The sequence below is a fragment of the Agrobacterium sp. CMT1 genome, assembly GCF_037203725.1.
Lineage (GTDB): Bacteria > Pseudomonadota > Alphaproteobacteria > Rhizobiales > Rhizobiaceae > Agrobacterium > Agrobacterium pusense.
Map to the genome: position 1 here is coordinate 203,861 of NZ_JBBCAR010000016.1, position 17,768 is coordinate 221,628.

Sequence of the window (17,768 nt, forward strand, 5' to 3'; positions counted from 1 at the left end):
GGCAGATGAAACTGGTTCTTTTCGATTGCGACGGAACGCTGGTGGACAGCGCGGGCCTGATCCATGCGGTCATGGCCGATACGTTCGCCGATTTCGGCAAGCCGCGCCCCGATATCTCCGAAACCAAGGCGATCATCGGTCTGACGCTGGATATCGCCATCGCCCGCATGCTCGGCAAGGCTCATGTGGATGACGAGGTTCAGGCGATGACCCAGCGTTATAAGGAAATCTACCATCCGATCCGTGCACGTCCGGGCATGATCGAGCCGCTTTTCGAGGGCATTGCCCCTCTGATCGACACCCTTTCAAGGCGGGATGACGTGCTGATCGGTGCGGTGACGGGCAAGGGGAGGCGCGGGCTGACCCACATTCTCGAAACCCATGGATTTGCCAGGCACTTCATTGTCTCGCGCACGGCGGATGATTGCCCTTCCAAGCCGCATCCGGCCATGGTGATGGAATGCTGCCATGAAACCGGCATGGTTCCGGCCGATACTGTCGTTATAGGCGACGCGGTCTATGATATGCAGATGGCAAAAGCTGCGGGCGCAAAAGCGATCGGCGTCGCCTGGGGTTATGCGTCCATCGACGAACTCTGGACGGCGGGCGCCGATGCAGTCGTCAGCCACCCGCGTGAAATCCCGGTCTATGTTCCGACCGATAATCCCTAATTATCCTTTCTACCGACCGATGAGGATGTGCCATGCGTGATCTCCTGAACGACCTTTCGGAAGGCCTGAGCCACCCCGATCCGATCCTGCGCGCGCAGATCCAGATGCAGAAACCGCTGCCCAAGCGGTTCTACAAGGATGTGACGGTCGGCGAGGCGGCGGAGGAAGGCTTCACCATCCTTCTCGACGGTAAGCCGTTGCGCACCCCCGCCAAGAAGCCGTTGGTCGTGCCGTCGAGGTCGCTCGCGGAATTGCTTCGCGATGAATGGGACGCCCAGACCGAGGTCGTCAATCCGGTTGTCATGCCGGTGTCGCGCCACGTGAACACGGCCATCGACGGCGTCGCCAATGATACGCAGGCGGTTTTTGAGGATATATTGCGGTTTTCCTCCTCCGATCTCCTCTGCTACCGCGCTGGTGAACCGGACGCGTTGGTCGCGCGCCAGACGGACCATTGGGATCCCGTGCTCGACTGGGCGGCCAATGTACTTGGCGCGCGCTTCATTCTGGTGGAGGGAGTCATGCATCGCGACCAGCCGCGGGAGGCCATCGCCGCCTTTGCAGTGACGCTGAAAAAATACGATACACCGATCGCGCTCGCGGCACTCCACACCATGACGTCGCTGACAGGGTCTGCCATTCTGGCGCTGGCGCTGGCGGAAGGAGAGCTGACGCTTGAGGAAGCCTGGGCGCTTGCCCATCTGGATGAAGACTGGACTGCGGAACAATGGGGTGAGGATGAGGAGGCGCTGGAGCGCCGGGCCGTCCGTCTCATCGACATGCGTGCCGCGGTCAATGTTCTGGAGTCTCTGACGAGCGCATCTTAACGCTTTTCTAACCCTGATCGACGATCATCAGGCTACCTCACGTAAGGGGAGCCGCAGATCATGACAACCATGCTGAAACGCCTTGGCATTATTGTGCTGGCGTGTTTCATGCTCATGTCTTTCAGGCTTGAACCGGAAGCGACCAGTGCCGATCGGCTGCTTTACGACGTGCGCGGCGCGTTTGTTGCAGCACGACCGGATGTGGCGCCGGCGCTAATGCAGTCCATTCATGCGCAGGTTCAGAATGCGATCAAGACCACAGCACGGGGAGAGACCCGACCGCGCGTGGTGCTGACCATCCGCCTTGCATCCGTCACACGCGGTCCCTTCCTTTTCGGTGAAAAGGCCTCCGCCAAGGTCATCGTGCGGGCCGCCGCCGTGGCCACGGGCGAGGTGATCGCCGAAGCCAAATTCACCGCCACCGTCGTCAGCTTCGATGACGAGGCTTTAGAGCAGGAGCTTGCTTATGGCGTTGCCGAGCGGGTGATCCGCGAATTCAGATTGAACCGGCCGGGTCCGACCACGCTGGCGACGGCGCTGTTTCCATAGATTGGACCAAAGGCGTGAGCGGGACTGCGGCAGTCATCCGCGCGCCATCGCCGGAAACCATCTTCTGCTTTGACAAAGTGCGTCTCGATATTCACATACGTCACGTATCTCAATTGACATGCGTCGTGTAGGTTACTATCTCACATACGCAACGTATGTGAATTGGGCGTCCGAAGTTTTTCTTCCGACGCCACTCAGCCAAAAAGAGAGATGCAAGATGAGCAAACGCGAGGCAATTTTTCCCGCAGACCGGCACGCGCTTTACGAACAGCACGGTTACTCCGCGGCAATTCGGTCGGGTGACCTTCTTTTCGTTTCCGGTCAGGTCGGCAGCCGTGCCGACGGAACGCCCGAACCCGACTTTGAGCGTCAGGTTCGGCTTGCTTTCGAAAATCTCGCGGCCACGCTCAAGGCCGCGGGATGCACGTTCGACGATATTGTCGACGTGACGACGTTCCATACCGACCCGCAGAACCAGTTCGGGACGATCATGGCCGTTAAGCAGGAGATTTTCAGCAAACAGCCTTATCCGAACTGGACCGCCGTCGGCGTCAACTGGCTTGCGGGCTTCGATTTCGAGATCAAGGTGATCGCCCGCATCCCGTGAGATGCGGTCGGCCTAAAGGGGCGGCGTTCGCAGGCGCCGCCCGCTTTGTGTTTGCGGCTTATCCGAGCCGTTCGGCATGCCACTTCAGATGATCGTCCATGAAGGTGGAGATGAAATAATAGGAGTGATCGTAGCGGTCGTGCAGGCGCAGCGTCAGGCCGATATCCGTGTCTTTGATCGCCTCTTCGAACAGCCATGGCCGCAGGCCCTTTTCCAGGAAACTATCGGCCTTGCCCTGATCGATCAGGAATTCGGGAAAACGCGCACCGTCCTCCACCAGTGAGCAGGCGTCGTATTGACGCCATGCTGCCCGGTCCGGTCCCAGATATTTTTCCAGCGCCGGTTCCGACCAGTCAGCGGAGGAGGGAGCCACGATCGGCGCGAAAGCGGAGCAGCTTTTGAACCGTTCGGGGTTTTTCAGGGCGATGGTCATCGCGCCGTGGCCGCCCATGGAGTGGCCGAAAATGCCCTGACGGCTCATATCGGCGCGGAAATGCTGGCCTACCAGTGCAGGCAACTCCTCCGTCACGTAGCTGTACATCCGGTAGTGCTCCGACCAAGGTTCCTCGGTCGCGTCGATATAAAATCCCGCGCCTTTGCCCATCTGCCAGTTGGTCAGTTCATCCGGTACGTCATTGCCGCGCGGACTGGTGTCGGGGCACACGACGATAAGACCAAGTTCGGAAGCCATGCGGCGATATTCGCCCTTCTCCATGACATTGGCGTGGGTGCAGGTGAGGCCGGAGAGATACCACAGGACGGGGCATGGCTCGTGGATTGCCTTCGGCGGTACGTAAACCGCAAAGGTCATCTCGCATTTCAGGGTCTCGGATACATGGGAAAATACGCCCTGCATGCCACCAAAGGCCGTATTTTGCGAAATAATGTTCATGAAGCCATTCCTTTGAAAAAATCCCGGTTCAACCGGCAAGCGAGACTGCGGCATTGACGGCTGCCGCTACCAGAACCGTGTTGAAGAAGAAAGAGACGATGGAGTGCAGCAACGTGACCTTGCGCATGGCGGTCGTGGTCACACCCACGTCCGAGGTCTGCGCCGTCATGCCGATCACCACGGCGAAATAGAGAAAGTCGTAACCGCAGGGCTCTTTGGTCGCGGGGAAGTCCATGCCGCCGCGATGCTGGCGCTTGCCGTCGACCGTGTGCGGACGCCAGTAAAGATGCGCGTAGTGCAGGGCCGTCATGGTGTGGATGGTCAACCAGCCGAAAATCACCGAGGCGAAAGCGATGACCAGCGTCCAGACGGTTTCACCAGTATGGTTGAGCGCCTGAAAAAGGGACACCACGGCGACGGTCACTGCCAGCAGCGTCACGGCGATGATGGCAATTGCGGGGAGATCGTCGCTGTCGGCATGGGCTTTCAGATGCTGCGCCGTCAATTTGGAAAGACGAAAGGCGACCAGCGTCAGATAGGTCAGGAAGAAAGAAACTGCCGCGATTTCTATTGCCACGGAAGGCGCGAGAGCCAATGCAATACCGAGGCCGGAAGCCCCGACAAGAACGGCGATGAAAAAAGGTTGATGTCGGCGATAGGTATTGCTGTTGGAACTGGCCGGGGTCATGGGCTGGGCCTTTCTGCTTGCGGCATCACTTTTTGACACGGCGGCAGAAACGGTCAAGCGTCTCCAGAAAAGCGGATCGATCGCGCGGCGAAAAAGCGGCATTATAGCCCTTGCTTTCACCGGTTTCGCGCAGATGTGCACCAAGGTCTCGCATCGCCGTTGCCATGCCGATATTCGACTGGTCGAAAACGCGGCCCGTCGGACCCGTCACCAGTGCGCCTTTGGCAACACAGCGCCCGGCCAGCGGCACATCGGCAGTAACGACGATATCGTTCTCGCCGGCATGATCGGCAATCCAGTCGTCCGCCGCGTCGAAACCGGCGGAAACAATGACATTTCTGACCATGGGGTCGCGTGACGGGCGCAGACCGGAATTGGCAACAAAAGTTACCTCCAGCCCATGCCGCTCCGCGACCCTGAGGATTTCCGGCTTCACTGGACAGGCATCGGCATCGACGTAGATTTGCGGATTTTGCTGCATGGACACTCTTTTGGATCGTTCTGCCACGCTTTTAAGCGCAAACGCCGCGATTACCAAGTCCGCGATTGGTAAATTACGGGCGAGGCAAGGGCAGGGCGTGGCGCTTGCGAACGATCCGGGAATGAATTATGTTCCCCTTATGTTCTTTCCTAAGAGGGTTCCATGCTGGAAGAGTTCATAGTGAGGGCCAAGTCCGCCACATATGTTGGCGGGGGCAACAAATCCGCCACGCCCACTCGGACGGGATCGCATGATCTCGGCTATCGCGACGGAGACTGGCACTATATCGACAGCTATTTCGGCGGAACCGATTTCATCGGTCAAGAGGTCGTCTGGCACCGGGGGACAGCCATGTGGGCGATGAATTATCACGGCCGCATCCTCCGGCCCGATATGATCGACGCCACAACGGCCGGCATGGTCATTCAACGTTCGCTTTCCACGCTCTATCGGGAAGGGCGGTTTCTGGGCGGCTTCACGCACCCGGTGGAGAATTTGGTCTATGTCGACACGAATGCAGGCGAATTCCAGTCGTTCACCGGCGTCGAGCGCATTTATCTCGGACATTTCGAGACTTACCGACTCGACTATCATGGCGGGATCATAAAGCCATGAAAATTGCGATGATGGGGCGATGATGTTTCGCCGCCCCATCAGGCTTCAAATTAGCCCGGCTGCTTCGTCTTGCGCAGATAGGGAAGAACCGTGTCATAGGAACCAAAACGCGCAATCGCATCCTCATTGGAGACGGCGGCGGTAATGATGACGTCTTCGCCTTGCTTCCAGTTGGCTGGCGTCGCCACCTGGTGTTTCGAGGTCAGCTGGATGGAATCGATGGCGCGGAGAATTTCCTCGAAGTTGCGGCCGGTGGTCATGGGGTAGGTGAGGACCAGCTTGATCTTCTTGTCAGGACCGATGACGAAGACCGAGCGTACGGTGGCGTTATCGGCCGGCGTGCGGCCTTCCGAGCTGTCGCCTGCGCCGGCCGGCAGCATGTCGTAAAGCTTCGCGACCTTCAGGTCCTTATCGCCGATCAGTGGATAATCGACATTGAAGCCAGTGGCGGTGCGGATGTCGTTCTTCCATTTTTCATGGCTTTCGACGGGATCGACCGAGATACCGATGATCTTCACATCGCGCTTTTCGAATTCCGGCTGCAGGCCGCCCATAGCGCCGAGTTCGGTGGTGCAGACCGGCGTAAAATTCTTCGGATGCGAAAACAGGACCGCCCAGCCGTCGCCGATCCAGTCGTGAAAGCTTATCGGACCATGGGTGGTCTCGGCGGTGAAGTCGGGCGCTATATCGTTGATACGCAGGCTCATCTGGTGCTTTCTCCCTAATCATTTGAACTGAAAACTGATGGTGCGGCAATCCGTCTCCAGCGCAGGAGCTTAGAGTTTTTGCGTGAAATGGCCAGCCCTTTAGCGTGTGCCGACAACACGATGCGTTGTTTTCGCTCATTCCGGCGCCTATTGTGACACCACGCCGGGCGACAGAATTGCGGGGGGCAATTTTGCATGGGGGAGTGATGGAGAACAGCAATGACAATCACCATTACCGCCTTTGAACGCTCGCCCGATGGCGGCAAGGGTCTTGCCCGCGACATGCGTGTCCGCTGGGCACTGGAGGAAGTGGGGCAACCGTACGAGGTTCGCCTTCTTTCCTTCAAGGCGATGCGGGAGCAAGGGCATCTTGCACTTCAGCCCTTCGGGCAGATCCCGACCTATGAGGAGGGCGATCTCGTCCTGTTCGAATCCGGTGCGATAATATTCCACATAGCCGAGCGCCACGCCGGCCTGTTGCCGCGGGAAGCGAACGCGCGGGCGCGCGCGATCATGTGGATGTTTGCGGCGCTCAGCACCGTGGAACCGCCGATAGTCGAGCATTTTGTCGCCGGTTTTGTCGAAAGGGACAAGAGCTGGCATCGTGAACGCCTGGAGATCGTCGATGAACGTATTCGCAAGCGACTTGGCGAACTGTCCCAGCGACTGGGTGAGGGCGAGTGGCTCGACGGCGCGTTCAGCGCCGGCGACCTGTTGATGATATCGGTGCTGCAACGGATAAAAAGCTCGGGCATTCTCGATGAATATGCGAACCTTGCAGCTTATGTGGCGAGAGGCGAGGCGCGTCCCGCCTACCGACGCGCATTTGCCGATCAGCTGGCGGTTTTCAAAGCCGCATCGAACTGATTGATACCATCGCGAGGGCCCGAACTTCAGGCCCTCGCTGTGCGCTAGCACTCCGCCGTGACAGATTTCCACAAACATAACGGATCGAGGCCATCGCACCGCTCGATCACGATCCGCGTGCCGTTTTTCACCTGGCGTCGCCATGGATCGGAGGCGTCGCCGTGCGTGCGAATCCGGCCGCCGCGCTGAAGCCTTTGTAGAAGCGACCGCGAGAGCCCGAGCTCAGACGCCAGCAGGCGGTCGAGGCGTATACCGGTCTGGAACGGAACGATGAGATCAATTTCCGCCACGGCCCAATCCGGAGATTCATCCCGTATCTGTTTCACGATATCGAATTCGGGAAACTCGTCGACGCGCGGCGATCTGCGTCTCAACGCCTCGAGATTGAACGTTTCCAACCTTATCCATTGCGGGTCATTGTTCTGCAGCGCCTCGAGAACAGAAGGGCTGATGTCGCGAATAGTCCGCCGCTCAAAGATCGGCCGGTTCCAGCTCCTGTCGCATATCCGGCATCTGTATATGAGCCAGGCATCCAGCTTGCGGCCATTGGCATTGAGGCGGATCTTGCCGCTCGGCTGAAATGGCCTCGCTTCTCCGCATCCGCTGCAGGCAATCCAGGGCTGCGGCGCGGTTCTGGGTGTAACGGTCCACTGGACCCGAAATATATTGCACATAGTCGGTTGGTCTTCCATTCGGAAGTCCACCAAGATGGTGCAGGAGAAAACCCATGCGGGAACGGCGTGGCGGTGTTCTGGAGTGGTGAAGAGCTGAAACAGCATAGCTGCGCAGGGCACATTGTAACGATGCCAGACCGGTCTCTTGCCACCACCCGATGAACATGATCATGCGGCGATAGCCGGTGGCTATCCGCACAGGGTGAAACTGGATTGAGACCGGTATTTACTTAGGCAAAGTCTACCTCGATGCGCCAATGCTCTTCGCCAGGAGCAATAACACATAAACGGCGGCAGATGGAGTCCCTCATAGAAAAGACGACCAAGTTTTTATCTTTGGACTATTTACAATAAATACAATGGCTTGTCGGCTAATGTTAAACTAATATCAGAAATGCATTTTACGGGGAGAGGGGAAGGTCTGGCTCAAGCCCAATCTGGACATCGACAGACAGCTGTGCGCATCGTGGATCATGTCACTGATGCAAGACCTCGAGAAAATTCTGGACACTGTCCTGCCAGTCGATCCCAGCTTTCGGCGCATCGAACCGGCGATGATAGATCGCTGCATTTATGATACCCGACGATACGCTTTGGAGGGCTCCAAAGAGGCCTTTCTGTTTTCCGCGATGCGCCTGCTTGCGCTTCCCGACAACGGACACACACGGTTGATCCCGAACGATTCCATTTCGGTGCTCCCGCTGAGGTTTGTAAGCGTTGGAACGGGGGTGCAGTTAACTGACACGGCACTGGAAACAACTGTGCCAAGAGGGGAGCTGATAGCAGTCAACGGCACACCCCTTGGCCAGATTGAAGCCGCCGCAGGGAAATTTCTGGCGGGAACGCGCCAGCGGAAACGGGTGATCGGACCGATTCTCCTCGCATGGCCATATGCATTGGCCCATCTCGGGTTTTCTTCAAAAGAGAGTAGCACTGAATATCGCCTGAAAGGCGAGAATGGGCAGATCACCGACCTGAAAGTGGAGAACCGGCTTACTGTTCCGGCATCGATGCTCTACCCGAGAAACGAGCATGGCAAGGCTGATCCGGCCTGGAAACCTCGGACATTTGTGGAGATTGAGGACCGGCAGGAGTTTGGGCTTTCAATATTATTGCCGAGTTTCTTCGACCCAAGCGAAAGTGCGCTGCCGAAAGCCATCTCCGCTGCAGCGGAGCGCGTGAGAACCTGCGGGAACAACAAACTCTTGATTGATGTTCGCGGAAACACCGGTGGCGATTTTCTTCAAACTATGCCCTTGATCGACGCCATCTCTGAAAACGAAGGCAGGCAGGTTGTTGTGCTTGTCGATAAGTTCACGTTTTCTGCAGCGATAGTATTTGTGGCCATTCTCAAACATCGTCTGGGACGTAGGCTCAAGCTCGTCGGGGAAGAAATGGGCGACGGCCTGACGTTTTTTGCCGAGGGAGGGTTGCTCGATTTGCCGACCAGTGGAGCGGTCGTTCGATACTCATCAGCCTTTCACGACTGGGAGAACGGAACCAGCGACGAAACCACACCGGCTGAGATCGCACAGCAAATGGTTCCTGCAGGAAAACTGCATCTCGATTTGGAATGGATCGAAGGGCCTGCCGCTGAGGTTTCACAAGACGCATTCCATCAGCGAGTTTTAAAGGTTCTGTGTGATTAGACGAGGGGCCATTTATGCCAGCGAGCGATCTGGCTTCTCTCATCCATGCCGATATTGGGACAGGCGTGTTTCACTGAATGTGCCTTGCAGGAGACAACCCATAGGAACATTTGCAGGTTGACGTCATTCCCGAACCCGCCAGCGCGCATACAATAATCGCATAAGATAGATTATGGAACTTTTCGTGCTTAGTTACCGGGAAAACCGTAAGCTGTCAGATCGCAGCGCCGTCGCTGTCATCATTGAAAAGCGCCGCTTGTCGCATTGAAAGATCCATATCCAGGTCGATCATAATTCTCCTGATGCCTCTCGGCGTCGCAGATCGAGCTCTTCACTGTAGCGTCTCAGCGTGTGACTTTCGGTAAGCAGGCCAACGGGACGATTTTCGATCTTGTCGTTGACGACGACGAGTGCTTCGCTTTCCGCCGCGTCAAAGGCTGCCGCCGCTTGCCGTGCATTCATGGTCGGCAGCAATACGTCGTTCTTGTAGTGCAGATAGGTCTCGAGGCTGATCTTGCTTGGGTCGCGATCCATCGGATCGGCATAGATTTCCGGCACGAGAACGATCCCGGCATAACGCCCGTCATCGTGGGTCATGATGACCCGCTGCGTCGAACCGAGCGGGAACTTCTCCTTGAAGGCCGGAAGCCCCATGCTGACATTGGCCTTGCGGATGTCAGCGCGCATCATCTTGCCCACCGTCAGGTCGCGGATCCAGCCGATGTCATGGGCGCTGCGAATGCTCTCACCGCGCAGGTGAAAACGCCAGGTGGCGAAGGAGTAGCCGAAGGTGGTGCGCACCACCAGCGATGTGGTGATGACGGCGGCAAGCACGAGCGCCGTAATCTGGAAGTCGCCGGTCAGTTCCAGCGCCAGAAATGTCATTGTCAGCGGACCACCGATGATGGCGGCGGCAAAGGCGCTCATGCCGATCACAGCGTAGACGATCGGGGCCGTCGAGCCATAGCCGATATAGGGCGCGCAGAGTGCGAAAATCTTGCCGAGCAGCGATCCCATGAACAGCGAGGCGAAAAACAGGCCGCCGCGGAAATTCGAACCTATCGAGATCGCGCTGGCCGCCGCCTTCAACAGGAACAATCCTGCAAGCCCGTAGATCGTCAGGTCGGCATCGATGTTGAGATGCAAGGCTCCATGGCCGCTCGAGAGAACCTGCGGTGAAATCAACGCCAGCCCACCGACAACGATGCCGCCAAGCGTAGGACGCAGCCAGCCAGGAATAGCGCTTTTGCGCGCCGTCTCCTCAATGAAGGACACCGCCTGCATGAGCACGATACCGATTGCCGCGCACACAACCCCAAGAAAAATAGCCGGCACGTAATCGGCGGGCGTCACGCGGCTGGCATCGACGATATCGATGGAAAGGCCATGGCCGCCAATCAGGCCGATAACGGTTGTCGCCACCAGCGCCGAAACGATCAGCGGGGCGAGCGTGACGACTGTATAGGTGCCGATGATGAGTTCGATGGCGTAAAATGCGCCAGTCAGAGGCGCGTTGAAGGCGGCCGCGATGGCGCCCGCGGCGCCGCAGCCAACGAGGATGCGCATGTCCCCTCGCCTCAGTTTCAGCTTGATGCCGATCTTCGATGCAACGCCGCTGGCAATCTGCGTGTAGCCCGCCTCGAGCCCGACAGATGCGCCAAAACCGTTGGAAACGATGTTCTGCACGCAGACAATGATGCTGTCCGTGAGCGACAGGCGGCCACCATGCAGCGCATTTGCCTCGATGGGGTCGACCATCGGCTTTTTGCGGGTTTTGGAGAGGATGAAGATGATCAGCCCAAGCAGGACACCGCCCATGATCGGCCCCACCAGCACGATCTGTCCGGAAAGATCGCTGCTGCTCAGACGTTCGACGCCAAAGACGAGCACATGCAATGCCGTGCTCAAAGCGCCGATCAAGGCCACCAGCAGGCCGGCTGCGATGCCGATGAGCACGGCAAGCGCGACGAGGCCGAGTTCGCCGCGTCGGAACATGGCGCGCAGGCGGCTGGCGCGCAGATTGTCGAAGAAGCTCGCCATACTCGGTGCACGGAAAGGCTTAGTCGACATGCTGTTCCTTTTCAGGCGGCGTCAGGCGGCTTCGAGATCGATCTCAATTTCGAAACGCATCTGATCATAAGCCGGTTCAACATGATCAGGCGTTTCATGCATCACCGTCTCATAATCGAGCGGAATATGCATGTGGGTCAAGATCGCCCTTTTGGGTGCCAGTGTTTCGATCCACCCGAGCGCCTGTTCGAGTGATAGATGGCTGGGGTGATAGCGATATTGCAGGGCGTCGATGACGAGCACCTCAAGTCCGGCGAGTTTCGGCAGGCTTTCGGCCGGAAAATCGCTGACATCGGTGCAATAGGCCACGTCACCAATGCGGAAACCCAAAGAATGGACGTCCCCATGCTGTTGCATATGCACCCGAAAGGCGATTGGTCCTCCTGCTCCATCAATAACAACCGGCTCGTTGATATCGGCAATCAGATAAGGCCGGACAATCGGTGGATAATTGCTGCCCGCCGGCGTCTCGAGACAATAGGCAAAACCATCGCGGATGCGCGCCATGGTAATGGGATCGGCATAGATCGGGACGCGGCTTTTCTGGAGTGCGAAATAGATGCGCAGATCGTCAATGCCATGCAGATGGTCGGCATGAGCATGGGTGTAGAGAACGGCATCGATAGCCTCCACCTTCGCGGCGATCATCTGCTCGCGAAAATCAGGACCAGTATCGATCACAACGGTCGTTTTGCCGCCATCAGGACCGATCTGTTCCACCATGAAGGCCGCACGCGTGCGCCGGTTCTTCGGATTATCGGGGTCGCAGGCGCCCCAGTCGCCGTTAATGCGCGGCACGCCGGGTGACGAGGCGCATCCGAGAACCGTGAAGCGGCGACGGTAGATTGCCACGCCTACACCCTTGTCATCTTGGAAAAGCAGCGGAAGGCGTTTTCGGTGGTGATCTCGGCCATCCGCTCGAAGGAGATGCCATGCACCTCGGCCAGAACCTCCGCGGTATTGACGACGTAGGAAGGCTCGTTGCGTTTGCCACGCCAGCGCTTCGGCGCAAGATAGGGTGCGTCCGTTTCTACAAGCAGCCGGTCAAGAGGCACGGTTGCAGCGATATCGCGAATATCCTGCGACTTTGGGAAGGTCAGAATGCCCGAGAAAGACACATATCCGCCAAGCTCGACACCCGTTTTTGCGAGCTCGGGACCAGCGGAAAAGCAGTGCAGAATGAACGGAAATGCGCCCTTCCCGCTTTCGGAGCGCAGGATGGCGGCCATGTCGTCATCGGCACTGCGGCTGTGAATGACAAGCGGCAGCTTCGTTCGTCTCGCCGCCTCGATATGGCGAAGAAGGCCGGTCTTCTGGTCTTCGGGCTTCTGCGTGTCGTAGAAGTAATCCAGACCCGCCTCTCCGATCGCTACGATCTTCTCATGACTCTCGGCAAGCTGCACCAGCTCATCGGCGGAGATATCCAGTTCCTCATCGGCATTGTTCGGATGCGTGCCGACCGAGCAAAAGACTGACGGATATTTTTCCGTGATCTTCAACAGCTCCGGCAGACGACGCACCCGGGTCGAGATCGTCACCATCTGGCTCACGCCGGAGGCATGCGCGCGAGCGATGATGTCGTCGCGCTCCGCCTCGAAATCAGGAAAATCCAGATGGCAATGGGTATCGATCAGCATCGTGGTCGCCTTCACGCTTCCGGCGCGACATAACGCGGAAAGACTGGCTTCGGAGCTTCCAGTGGTGTCCCCGGCACCAGACGACCGGCTTCGCCCAACGCCGCGAAGTCGCGCTTGTCGGCTGGCGCCGCAACGAGATCGAGCAGCTTTTCGCAGGAACCCGGCATGATGGGCTGCAGGAGAATGCCGATCTGGCGCACAACTTCCGCCGTGACGTAAAGCACGGTGCCCATCCGCTCAGGGTCGGTCTTTTTCAGCGCCCAAGGCTCCTGAGAGGCGAAATAGCGGTCGGTCTCGGAAACGACGGCAATAATGGCGGCTACCGCGCGGTGGATGAGCTGCTTGCCCATCTCCTCACGGCAAATGGCGAGCAAACCGTCTGCAGACGCCAGCATCGCCTTGTCTTCGTCGGTGAACGGACCGGGTGTGGGGATCTTGCCGTCGCAATTCTTGACGATCATCGACAGCGAACGGCTGGCGAGATTGCCGATGCCATTGGCAAGATCGGCATTGATGCGGGTGGCAATGCCCTCTTCGCTATAGCTGCCGTCCTGGCCGAAGGAGACTTCGCGCATGAAGAAATAGCGGACCTGATCAAGGCCGAAATGGTTCACCAGATTGGCGGGATCAACGACATTTCCGAGCGACTTCGACATCTTCTCGCCCTTGTTGAGCAGGAAGCCATGTGCATAAACGCGCTTGGGCAGCGGCAGCTTCGCGCTCATCAGGAAGGCTGGCCAGTAGACGGCGTGAAAACGAATGATGTCCTTGCCGATGATATGCACGTCGGCCGGCCAATACTTCGCCCGCGGTCCGTTCCTGTCTTCGAGGTAACCCGTTGCGGTGATGTAGTTGGTCAGTGCATCGACCCAGACATACATCACGTGCTTCGGATCATTGGGAACCTTGATGCCCCAGTCGAAGGTGGTGCGGGAAATCGACAGGTCCTTCAGACCGGATTTCACGAAGGAGATGATTTCGTTACGGCGTTCCGCCGGACCGATGAAGTCGGGGTTTTCCTCATAGAGCTTCAGCAGCTTGTCCTGGTATTCGGAGAGCTTGAAGAAATAGCTTTCCTCCTCCACCCATTCCACCGGCGTGCCCTGCGGGCCGTAACGGACGCCATCGGCGCGCACTTCCGTCTCGTCCTCGGCGTAATAGGCCTCGTCACGAACGGAATACCAGCCGGCATAGCTATCCTTGTAGATGTCGCCGCTCTCGGCCATCAGGTTCCAGATATTGCGCGAGGTCTCGTGATGTCGTTCTTCCGTCGTGCGGATGAAATCGTCGTTCGAGGCGTTGAGCAGCTTGCCCATCTCGAGAAACTGATTGGAATTTCGCTCCGCGAGTTCTTCCGGCGAAACGCCTTCCGCACGTGCCGTCTGCTGCATCTTCTGGCCGTGTTCGTCTGTGCCCGTCAGGAAGAACACATCCATTCCGTCCAGGCGCTGAAAGCGTGCCATGGCGTCCGTTGCGATCAGTTCATAGGCGTGGCCGATATGCGGCTTGCCGTTGGGATAGGAGATCGCGGTGGTGATGTAGAATGGTGTCTTGTCTGTCATGACGGTCTATCGACTTTACGCGCTGTTTTTTGGATAGACCGCTCTTAAACCATTGTTCGCAGCAGCGAAAGAAAAAGCTACCGAATTGGTACAATGATATCAATATTGCCGGCTATTCGTCATCCTCGGGCTCGAGCCGAGTATCCATTAATTTCAGTGGGTTGTGGATTCACGTGTCAAACCCGGGGATAATGCGGCTTAGAGTGGGCCAATCCGAAAAGGCAACTTCGGTCCTCACGATTTTCCGGCCTTAGACGCCCCGGATATCCTCAAGAATGGAAATCACCATCTGTTTCTTGTCAAGATTATAGGCCTGCGCCACGGTGATGCGTTCAGAGAGCGCCGAAGAAAGCCGTGCCAGCCTTTCCGCAGCCGTGATATCGCCCGTCATGGCCGCCGCGCGCGCGCGCGCCATCAGATCTTCCGTTACATGTTCCATGAAGAAACCGAGGACGATGTCGCCATCCTTCTGGGCCAGGATCTCGGCGAGCTTGTGCATCTGTTTGCGGGCGCCCGGGCCGTCGGCATTCATGACTGCCGCAAGGGCCTCGACAATATCGGAGCCGCCGTAGTTCATCAGCTTCAGCGCCTGCGCAACGCTACCCTTGGAGGCGGCAAGCAGGGCATCGCGCTTTTCCTCCGAGAGACTTATGCCGAGATGATCGAGCGCCTGCACCATGGCCGAATCCGAAAGCGGTAGCAGCCTGAGCGGCATGCAGCGTGAGCGGATTGTCGGCAGCAATTTTCCCGGTGCGTGGGAGAGCACGAGAAACATCGCCCTTTTGGGCGGCTCTTCCAGTATTTTCAGGATCGCGTTCGCGGCATTGCGGTTGAGATCATCGGCGGGATCGATGATGACGATGCGCCAGTTGCCGGTGCCCGAGGTCTGCGAGAAAAAATGCCCTGCCCGTCGCACCTCGTCCACCGTGATGGCGGATTTCACGCGGCCGGTCTTTTCATCCACGGGCCGGGTGAGATGCAGCAGGTTATGCGAGGCGCCGGCGGTGATCTGCCGGCTGACCAGCGACTGCGGATCGGGGTCTGGCAGAAACTCCGGCGCCGACAAAGGATCGGGATGGTTCAGCACATGATTGGCGAAACGGAAAGCGAGCGTCGCCTTGCCGATGCCCTCCGGCCCTTCGATGAGAATGGCATGATGGCCTTTGCCAGAGCGATAGGACTGCGCGAGAAACGCCTCCGCCTCCTCATGGCCAAAAAGCCTCGTGTTCTGCTGCGGCGCGATTGCACCGTCGAGAACGCCCTGGACCTCACTCATGGGCCCTGCCCGCCTCGGTCCCCAGCTGTTCGAGCAAGGGCTCGACGAAGGACATGACATCCTCCGCAACTTTTTCTTCAGGCTGATCGGCATTGACGATGCGGCAGCGACGCGGCTCGGCAAGCGCGATATCGAGATAGGCTTCCCGCCGCTTCTCGTGGGTTTCGATTTCCTCTTTCTCGAAGCGATCGGGCTTCGCGCCTTCATCCGCACGCTTTCTGGCGCGGGCAAGTCCTTTTTCGGCAGCGATATCGAAAATCAGTGTCAGCTCCGGAACGACGCCATCAATCGCGATGCGCTGCAGCGTCTCGATGAAATCCGGCTCCAGATTGCCGGTCGTGCCCTGATAGACGCGGGATGAGTCGAGAAACCGGTCGCAGAGCACGATCTCGCCGCGCTCCAGCGCAGGGCGAATGACCTCTTCGACGTGATCGTTGCGCGCGGCGGCGAACAGGATGGCTTCCATCCGGACGCCAAAGGGCTCCGCCGCACCGGAAAGGAGAACATGTCTTACGGCCTCCGCACCCGGCGAACCGCCGGGCTCACGCGTTACGACCACCTTGAAGCCACGATCGCGAAGCGCCTCGGCAAGCGTGCGAATCTGCGTCGATTTGCCGGCGCCTTCGCCGCCTTCGAAGCTGATGAACAATCCGGTCTTTTCGGCCAATGTCACGTCCTGCAAGGAATTCACGTCAATGTTGAAATGCCTGTTTACAGCATCGGACCGAAATGTGTGAAGCGCTTTTCAGAAAAACCGGTGCCTGAACAAAAGCATAGGAGAAAAGGCGCGTGCTGAACCGCACTTCACAGCCAGAACAGCAGAAGTTCTTTCAATGCTCCTGCGGCATTCTGGGTGAGCGAACCCTTGTTCACCCGGCTCTTCGTATAGAGCGGCACTTCGCGCAATAGACGCTCGCCCGAGAATATCTTCAGCGTTCCGGCATTCGCCCCGACATCGAGCGGCGCGTTCAGCGGCCAGCGATAGACGATACGTCCGGAGAGGCGTTCCGGATTGTTGACGGGCACCAGGACGCTGACATCGTCCTTCGGAGAAAGGTCGACATAGGAGGCATCGCCGCCATACACGCTGACGGAGCCAACCACTTCATCCTTGCTGAACAGGCGGCGTTTTTCGAAGGCGGTCAGGCCCCAGTCCACCACTCTGCGCGCTTCCTCCTGCCGCGTCTTGTCGTCTGCGATGCCGGCAAGCGCCAGATAGATGCGGCGCCCTTCCCGCTCCGCCGAAACCACGGCGGCAAAACCGCTGCCTTCTGCAAAACCGAGGCCAAGACCGTCTATACCGCTTCCCGGCATCAGCAACGTGTTCTTGTTGCGCTGGAAAATCCGGTTCCATTCGAAGTCCGGCTTCGTAAACAACGAGTAGCGGTCTGGATAGGTGTCATGCAGATGCTGGGCAAGGCGCACCATGTCCCTGGCGGTCGTCTGGTTTCCGGAATCGGGAAGTCCGGTGGAATTGGCAAACGTGCTGCGGTTCATGCCAAGTTCGCCGGCCCGTGCCGTCATGCGCTTGGCAAAGGCAGCGTCCGATCCCGCCATGCCTTCGGCGATGATGATGCAGCCGTCATTGGCGTTCTGCACGATGATTCCGGTCAGAAGGTCATTGATGCCAACGGAGGATTTCAGGGCGGCAAACATGGTTGACGTTCGCGATGGGGCTCCGCCCGTGCGCCAGGCATATTCCGAAACGGGATAGGCCGTTTCCGACGCCAGCTGTCCTTTCGACAGCGCATCCAGCACCACCTCCACCGTCATCAGCTTGGCAAGCGATGCGGGCGGAAAGGACTGATCCTCATTCTGGGCAAGAAGCACCGTACCGGTTTCGGCATCGATCATATAGGCCTGCTCGGCCTTGGCGATGAAGGGCGCTGTCTGCGATTGCGCCGCGCCGGCGCTCAAAAATACAAAAGCGGCCGCCGCGACGGCCGACAGATAGGAGCGATGAAAGGTCTTGCGCATGAAACCGCCCAGTGCTGTC

At 58.2% G+C, this 17,768-nt stretch carries 19 protein-coding genes; 7 read left to right on the top strand and 12 right to left on the bottom strand.

The annotated features are described in order from the left end of the window. The first annotated feature begins 5 nt into the window (after positions 1 to 5). The 4 genes from WA845_RS19070 to WA845_RS19085 all read left to right on the top strand — a co-directional run bounded on the left by WA845_RS19070 (position 6) and on the right by WA845_RS19085 (position 2,654). Positions 6 to 671, top strand: a complete 666-nt coding sequence (locus WA845_RS19070) for an HAD family hydrolase (protein WP_037092784.1) — start codon at positions 6 to 8, stop codon at positions 669 to 671. A 32-nt stretch (positions 672 to 703) separates the two neighbouring features. After that, positions 704 to 1,498 (top strand): ATP12 family protein, encoded by a 795-nt coding sequence (locus tag WA845_RS19075; protein WP_112554383.1) that lies wholly within the window; start codon positions 704 to 706, stop codon positions 1,496 to 1,498. Between the two features lie 60 nt (positions 1,499 to 1,558). Continuing rightward, positions 1,559 to 2,047: a hypothetical protein gene (locus WA845_RS19080; RefSeq protein ID WP_035208812.1), complete on the top strand. Its 489-nt coding sequence runs from the start codon at positions 1,559 to 1,561 to the stop codon at positions 2,045 to 2,047. 217 nt (positions 2,048 to 2,264) lie between these two features. Then, on the top strand, positions 2,265 to 2,654 hold the full coding sequence (locus tag WA845_RS19085) for a RidA family protein (protein WP_004441786.1): 390 nt from the start codon (positions 2,265 to 2,267) through the stop codon (positions 2,652 to 2,654). A gap of 58 nt (positions 2,655 to 2,712) precedes the next feature. Here the strand turns inward: WA845_RS19085 and fghA are convergent, their stop codons facing one another. The 3 genes from fghA to WA845_RS19100 are packed head-to-tail and all read right to left on the bottom strand — an operon-like array spanning position 2,713 to position 4,715. Then, positions 2,713 to 3,546, bottom strand: a complete 834-nt coding sequence (gene fghA / locus WA845_RS19090; protein WP_112554381.1) for an S-formylglutathione hydrolase — start codon at positions 3,544 to 3,546, stop codon at positions 2,713 to 2,715. A gap of 28 nt (positions 3,547 to 3,574) precedes the next feature. Then, a complete protein-coding gene (locus WA845_RS19095) occupies positions 3,575 to 4,234 on the bottom strand; it encodes a DUF1345 domain-containing protein (RefSeq protein ID WP_004441782.1) in 660 nt (219 codons plus the stop codon). 25 nt (positions 4,235 to 4,259) lie between these two features. Beyond that, positions 4,260 to 4,715, bottom strand: coding sequence for a YaiI/YqxD family protein (locus tag WA845_RS19100; RefSeq protein WP_004441780.1), 456 nt, complete (start codon positions 4,713 to 4,715; stop codon positions 4,260 to 4,262). Positions 4,716 to 4,877: 162 nt separating this feature from the next. On the opposite strand from WA845_RS19100, the gene WA845_RS19105 reads away from it, so the two are divergent. After that, the gene (locus tag WA845_RS19105; RefSeq protein WP_035208813.1) at positions 4,878 to 5,330 is read left to right on the top strand and encodes a DUF5680 domain-containing protein; all 453 of its coding nucleotides are present in this window, start codon (positions 4,878 to 4,880) and stop codon (positions 5,328 to 5,330) included. Positions 5,331 to 5,380: 50 nt separating this feature from the next. Here WA845_RS19105 and WA845_RS19110 read toward each other — a convergent pair whose 3' ends face one another. Further along, positions 5,381 to 6,037, bottom strand: coding sequence for a redoxin domain-containing protein (locus WA845_RS19110; RefSeq protein WP_112554379.1), 657 nt, complete (start codon positions 6,035 to 6,037; stop codon positions 5,381 to 5,383). 219 nt (positions 6,038 to 6,256) lie between these two features. Here WA845_RS19110 and WA845_RS19115 point away from each other — a divergent pair, with 219 nt between their 5' ends. Continuing rightward, on the top strand, positions 6,257 to 6,904 hold the full coding sequence (locus tag WA845_RS19115; protein WP_037092774.1) for a glutathione S-transferase family protein: 648 nt from the start codon (positions 6,257 to 6,259) through the stop codon (positions 6,902 to 6,904). 44 nt (positions 6,905 to 6,948) lie between these two features. On the opposite strand, the gene WA845_RS19120 is transcribed toward WA845_RS19115, so the two are convergent. Next, entirely contained in the window at positions 6,949 to 7,578 is a 630-nt protein-coding gene (locus WA845_RS19120) for a DUF1062 domain-containing protein (protein WP_112554377.1), read from the bottom strand. 482 nt (positions 7,579 to 8,060) lie between these two features. Here WA845_RS19120 and WA845_RS19125 point away from each other — a divergent pair, with 482 nt between their 5' ends. Further along, entirely contained in the window at positions 8,061 to 9,227 is a 1,167-nt protein-coding gene (locus WA845_RS19125) for a peptidase S41 (protein WP_337322534.1), read from the top strand. A gap of 288 nt (positions 9,228 to 9,515) precedes the next feature. Here WA845_RS19125 and WA845_RS19130 read toward each other — a convergent pair whose 3' ends face one another. The 7 genes from WA845_RS19130 to WA845_RS19160 form a co-directional block, all read right to left on the bottom strand. Beyond that, positions 9,516 to 11,297: a chloride channel protein gene (locus tag WA845_RS19130; RefSeq protein ID WP_004441767.1), complete on the bottom strand. Its 1,782-nt coding sequence runs from the start codon at positions 11,295 to 11,297 to the stop codon at positions 9,516 to 9,518. A 21-nt stretch (positions 11,298 to 11,318) separates the two neighbouring features. Beyond that, on the bottom strand, positions 11,319 to 12,149 hold the full coding sequence (locus WA845_RS19135) for an MBL fold metallo-hydrolase (RefSeq protein ID WP_045534855.1): 831 nt from the start codon (positions 12,147 to 12,149) through the stop codon (positions 11,319 to 11,321). A 2-nt stretch (positions 12,150 to 12,151) separates the two neighbouring features. Continuing rightward, a complete protein-coding gene (locus tag WA845_RS19140; protein ID WP_006697457.1) occupies positions 12,152 to 12,934 on the bottom strand; it encodes a TatD family hydrolase in 783 nt (260 codons plus the stop codon). An 11-nt stretch (positions 12,935 to 12,945) separates the two neighbouring features. Further along, a complete protein-coding gene (gene metG, locus WA845_RS19145; protein ID WP_006697458.1) occupies positions 12,946 to 14,496 on the bottom strand; it encodes a methionine--tRNA ligase in 1,551 nt (516 codons plus the stop codon). Positions 14,497 to 14,746: 250 nt separating this feature from the next. Next, positions 14,747 to 15,772 (bottom strand): DNA polymerase III subunit delta', encoded by a 1,026-nt coding sequence (locus tag WA845_RS19150; protein WP_107339683.1) that lies wholly within the window; start codon positions 15,770 to 15,772, stop codon positions 14,747 to 14,749. Then, a complete protein-coding gene (tmk, locus tag WA845_RS19155) occupies positions 15,765 to 16,439 on the bottom strand; it encodes a dTMP kinase (protein ID WP_004441759.1) in 675 nt (224 codons plus the stop codon). The genes WA845_RS19150 and tmk overlap by 8 nt, the downstream gene beginning before the upstream one ends. A gap of 137 nt (positions 16,440 to 16,576) precedes the next feature. Beyond that, positions 16,577 to 17,749, bottom strand: coding sequence for a serine hydrolase (locus WA845_RS19160; RefSeq protein ID WP_112555112.1), 1,173 nt, complete (start codon positions 17,747 to 17,749; stop codon positions 16,577 to 16,579). Positions 17,750 to 17,768 lie beyond the last annotated feature (19 nt).